At 39.9% G+C, this 4,919-nt stretch carries 6 protein-coding genes and 2 pseudogenes; 7 read left to right on the forward strand and 1 reads right to left on the reverse strand.

All coding sequences use genetic code 11. The features are described 5' to 3' along the window. From KEM39_RS10670 to KEM39_RS10705, 7 genes and pseudogenes are all read left to right on the forward strand, one after another. A partial coding sequence (locus KEM39_RS10670) for an RHS repeat-associated core domain-containing protein (RefSeq protein ID WP_300991073.1) occupies positions 1–539 on the forward strand: 539 nt, incomplete at its 5' end. 2 nt (positions 540–541) lie between these two features. Continuing rightward, positions 542–967 (forward strand): hypothetical protein, encoded by a 426-nt coding sequence (locus KEM39_RS10675; RefSeq protein ID WP_211710001.1) that lies wholly within the window; start codon positions 542–544, stop codon positions 965–967. A gap of 183 nt (positions 968–1,150) precedes the next feature. Beyond that, complete coding sequence (locus tag KEM39_RS10685; protein WP_418030217.1) at positions 1,151–2,503, forward strand: RHS repeat-associated core domain-containing protein; 1,353 nt, start codon at positions 1,151–1,153, stop codon at positions 2,501–2,503. A gap of 34 nt (positions 2,504–2,537) precedes the next feature. Then, positions 2,538–2,990, forward strand: a complete 453-nt coding sequence (locus KEM39_RS10690) for a tetratricopeptide repeat protein (protein ID WP_211710003.1) — start codon at positions 2,538–2,540, stop codon at positions 2,988–2,990. A gap of 79 nt (positions 2,991–3,069) precedes the next feature. Further along, positions 3,070–3,732, forward strand: a pseudogene (locus tag KEM39_RS10695) (RHS repeat-associated core domain-containing protein); the annotation flags it as partial. A gap of 273 nt (positions 3,733–4,005) precedes the next feature. Further along, positions 4,006–4,131, forward strand: a pseudogene (locus KEM39_RS12125) (HNH endonuclease); the annotation flags it as partial. Between the two features lie 44 nt (positions 4,132–4,175). Next, entirely contained in the window at positions 4,176–4,661 is a 486-nt protein-coding gene (locus tag KEM39_RS10705) for an SMI1/KNR4 family protein (protein ID WP_211710004.1), read from the forward strand. 35 nt (positions 4,662–4,696) lie between these two features. Here the strand turns inward: KEM39_RS10705 and KEM39_RS10710 are convergent. Further along, positions 4,697–4,919: hypothetical protein (locus KEM39_RS10710; RefSeq protein ID WP_211710007.1), on the reverse strand; the 223-nt coding region annotated here is incomplete at its 5' end.

The following is a 4,919-nucleotide window of genomic DNA, read 5'->3' on the forward strand; positions in this document are numbered from 1 at the left end:
TCGACGAAGAGACCGGGCTGCATTACAACCTGATGCGTTATTACGAACCTGAGGCCGGGCGGTTTGTGAATCAGGACCCGATTGGGTTGTGGGGTGGGGAAAATCTTTATTCGTTTGCACCTAATGTGCAGAGTTGGATTGATGTATGGGGATTAACAAGAGTTTATCATTATACAAATAGAGCAGGTTACAACGGTATTATTGGAGAAGGTGTTATCAGAGCTAAAGATCCGGGACGACGGGGAAAAGGCGCAATTAAGGGAAAAGCAAAAGGTGTTTATGTAACGACAATGAATCCGGAACAGTTAGATGCTTCTAAAGCGCGTGGGCAAATGGGATTAACTCAAGAAAAAAGTAAATACTATATTTCATTTGAGGTAGATGATGAAAAAATTAAACGTGTTGATAGGCAAGATGGAATAAAAAGACTGTATATTGAAGAAGATATTCATCTAAGAGATAGCAATGGAAAATTAAAAAGCGATGTACAACATGGTATTTGTGGTCGTGCATCAAAAAAAGGAAAGGGAGGAAAATAAAAATGGGTTGGACAGAAGGTGAATTTTATCGTTTTTATACAGACAAAGAAATTAAAAATGTTTATAAAAAAATTATAGACATAGTAGAAAATAAACTAAAATTTAAGTATGAATATACAGAATTTAATGATGAAAAAAATCTATTCTTTTATAAGAATAATAAAATGTTAAATTCCCATTTAAAAAAAGGTTACCACTTAAATAAAAACGGAGAAGGTTGTTTTGGTCTTGAAGGAAAAAGAGTTACGATGAATCAAGTGGTTAGTTTATACAAATTTGATGGATTATCCGACTTTGAACCTTACGATATTAATTTAATTTTTGAAAAAGCCTACTATTATTTATTAGTTTTGCCCGAGCCTATTGAAACATCAAAATTTTCAAAAGGAATATTTGATTTATTTTCGGATGCATTAAATAGCAAATAACTTTAAGCAAGCCATAACAAGCGGGTTGGATCAAGACCCAACAAAGCCTGTAAGGCCATCTCTGAAACATCCGTTCTTTAACAATCCAATCCCATTACCAATTGATGCGTTGGTTGATATAGAGGTCGTCTGAAAGTTGATTTTTCAGACGACCTCACTATCTTCTTTGAGGTCGTCTGAACCATTTGTTCTTTAACAATCTCATTCGCCTACGACAAAGCCGGCAACCTGATCCAAAGCGCCGACCAAAGAAGCGGCGTCCTTCATTACGTTTACGACAAAATCGGACGGATTCAGGAAGCCCGCAACAGCCAAAGCGGCCGCAGCGAAACCTTCGCCTTCGACCCCGCCCACAACATCCTTTCCGACAAAACAGCCGAAGGGAAGGGCAAAGGCAGCAACATTAGCAGCGGCAACCGCCTCAAAGAATACAACGGCATCGAATACACCTACGACGCATTGGGCAACCTGATCTACCGCCAGCTGCCCAACGGCGAAAACCAATATTACCAATACGATTTAGAAAACCAACTCGTCCGCGCCGAAATCAAAAAGCCAGCCGGCAATACCGAGATTTGGGAATATGCCTATGACCCGTTCGGAAGACGCCTTTCCAAAGAACGCCAAGACAAACTCTCTTGGACGAGCACCGACCCCAAACGCACCCACTTCGTCTGGGACGGAACGCGATTACTTCAGGAGTACACCTACAAAGGCAGCTACACCTATCTCTACACCGACCAAGACAGCTACGAACCCCTAGCCCAAGTCTTCCATAACAACCGAGACGAAGCACAATACCTCGCCTATTTCCACAACGACCAAATCGGCATACCGCGCGAGATGACCGACATCCACGGCAATCTCTTATGGTACGGCGAATACACCGTCTGGGGCCGTCTGAAAAAGGACGGGCGTGTCTATCAGAACGTCCATCAGCCGTTCAGACTGCAGAACCAGTATTACGATGAAGAAACCGGACTGCACTATAATTTCTTTCGTTACTATGAACCAGATGCTGGTAGATTCATTAATCAAGATCCGATTAGATTAATTGGTGGAGATAATCTATATCAGTTTGCTGATAATATACAAAAGTGGAATGACCCATTAGGTTTGTGGAGAAGGAATGCCTATGTTGGTAGAACACCATCTAAAGTTTCAGCAACTGGTCGTGCTGTTATGAAGCGTATGCTTCGTGATAATTTAATTACAGGTATTACAGAAAAACAAATAGATGCTTTAACTCGTACCTCCCAAATTCCCAAAGATGCAAAATTTAAAGATGTGGATGGTAAAGAATATTCTTTACGAGGAGCGCATATGGGACACAACCCAGAAGATGCCGTCGACTATTGGAATAGGTGTGGTCGTTATCATGGAGCTAAATCCAAGCCTGTTAGGGATTGGATGTTAAATCCTGATAACTATAGGTTGGAATATGGTCCAAGAAATTGTTCACGTGGTGGTAAAAGTAAATCACGATATAAGAAACCTCGAAAACCAAGAAATGGTAAAGTACCTAAAGGTTGTTAATTGCTAAATATTTTAAGAAATAAAGGGAATAGTTATGTATTTAGAAGAGCAAAATTCAGATTTAAATGATGAAATTAATGATCTAATTTGTTTATCAAATGATTTGACAAGTATTGAAGATAGATTAGCTGTCAAACTAAAAGCATGGAATTTAATTCCTGAACCTAAGATAAATTGGGTCGAACCAACTTCTTCAGTCGCTAATGGTATTTCTGGAGTTTATGAGGAAAAAGGGGATTACAAAGCAGCATTAGAATGGGTACTACTTGCCTTAAAAGCTAGAGAAATAGAGCCTGATGCAAGTATATTTTGTGATGCAGGTGCAATATATTTTGAGCTTGGTGATATTGACAATGCCTATAAATATTTTCAACTTGCGTATAATGAACTTCGTTATCAGCCATTCTCATATCGAAATAGGAAATATTGGCAATTTTATAAGCAACGTAAAGAAGAATTAAATCCTAAGAAAAAAGCCAAAAAGTAAGATTCGATATTTTCAGACGACCTCAAAACCTTCTTTGAGGTCGTCTGAAACATTTGTTCTTTAAAAATTTCTCATCCATACACTGGGCAACCTGATCTACCGCCAGCTGCCCAATGGCGAAAACCAATATTACCAATACGATTTAGAAAACCAACTCGTCCGCGCCGAAATCAAAAAGCCCGCCGGCAACACCGAGATCTGGACATACGCCTACGACCCGTTCGGCAGACGCCTTTCCAAAGAACGCCAAGACAAACTCGCCTGGACGAGCACCGACCCCAAACGCACCCACTTCGTCTGGGACGGAACACGATTACTTCAGGAGTACACCTACAAAGGCAGCCACACCTATCTCTACACCGACCAAGACAGCTACGAACCGCTGGCGCAAATCTTTGACAACGCCAAAGACAGCAAACAATACCTCGCCTATTTCCACAACGACCAAATCGGCATACCGCGCGAGATGACCGACATCCACGGCAATCTCTTATGGTACGGCGAATACACCGTCTGGGGTCGTCTGAAAAAGGATGAACGCGTCTATCGGAACGTCCATCAGCCGTTCAGACTGCAAAACCAGTATTACGATGAAGAGACCGGGCTGCATTACAACCTGATGCGGTATTATGAGCCTGAGGCGGGTCGGTTTGTGAATCAGGACCCGATTGGGTTGTTAGGTGGGGAGAATCTTTATTCGTTTGCGCCTAATACGCAGGCTTGGGTAGACTGGTTAGGCTTACGATTTGCAACGCCTCATGTCATTAAAGTTAATGGCAGAAACCCTATTAATTATAGGTATGCTGGGACTACGTATCATTTAAGTGGGAAATTAGGAGGAAAATATCCTCATGGTGTGCCGTTTAATATGTTTGGATTACCCGATTTTAGTCGTTACTCTGTGAAAAACGTTAATATTGGTAAACCAGTTAGTGATTATAAAGATTTTAAGAAAGCAAATATATTGGCTTTTGGAAAAAATAATCCTTTTGGTGCAGAAGCTCCTCCAGGTTTTGTTTGGCATCATGATACAGGAGGAGTGATGAGACTGCTTCCTGAAGACATACATAATTCTGTGAAACATACAGGCAGTGCGGCCCAACATCAAACACGGAAGAGAAAAAGAAAAGGGAAGTGTTAAATAACTTAACCAAGTTAGTAATAAGCAATAGGAGTAATTTAAGAGTGAATATTAAATTTAAAAAATTTGGTTTGAGCCCAAATGACATACAGCAGATGAAAAATTATGGAATTTTGCCAGATAAGAGAACTTTACAAAGTCTAAGTAAAGCATATAATTCAATCAACCCTAGCATCGAAGATATTATTGAATTTCAAGATAAATTAGGTTTTAAGGTTGATACAGATTATGTTGATTTTTTACTTAGAAATAATGGAGGGGTTCCATCAAAGGTTAGAATAAAAGGTAATAAGATAGTTATTGATCATTTTTTGTCTTTTAAGTCTGATTATAAACTTAATTCGATTATTGATATATATTCCGATTTTCAGCAATATGGATTACCAATTGCAAAAACTCCTTCTGGAGATAGTATTATTTTGTCCTCAGATGGGAAAGTTCGTTTTTTTAATCATAATATTGATTCTATTGATGAAGAAGTCGGTGTGGTTGCAAATAATTTTTTAGAATTGCTTGAGAAATTATATTAGTAAACTGTGGCTAGCTGAAACCTTACCTTCAATCATTACATAGAGTATGTACAGTACGCACGCGGTTTCTGTTTTTCAGACGACCTCACAATCTTCTTTGAGGTCGTCTGAAGCATTTGTTCTTTAACAATCTCATTGGCAGTTAACATAGAGGTCGTCTGAAAACCAACTTTCAGCCGACCTCTACCAAATCGCCTCCCCCGGACGGCGGCAGCACCCAAATCGACTACCACGAAACCCTCAACCTGCCGGTTGCCG

Origin of the sequence: Neisseria sp. Marseille-Q1983, assembly GCF_018224585.1 — a bacterium.
Taxonomy (GTDB): domain Bacteria; phylum Pseudomonadota; class Gammaproteobacteria; order Burkholderiales; family Neisseriaceae; genus Neisseria; species Neisseria polysaccharea.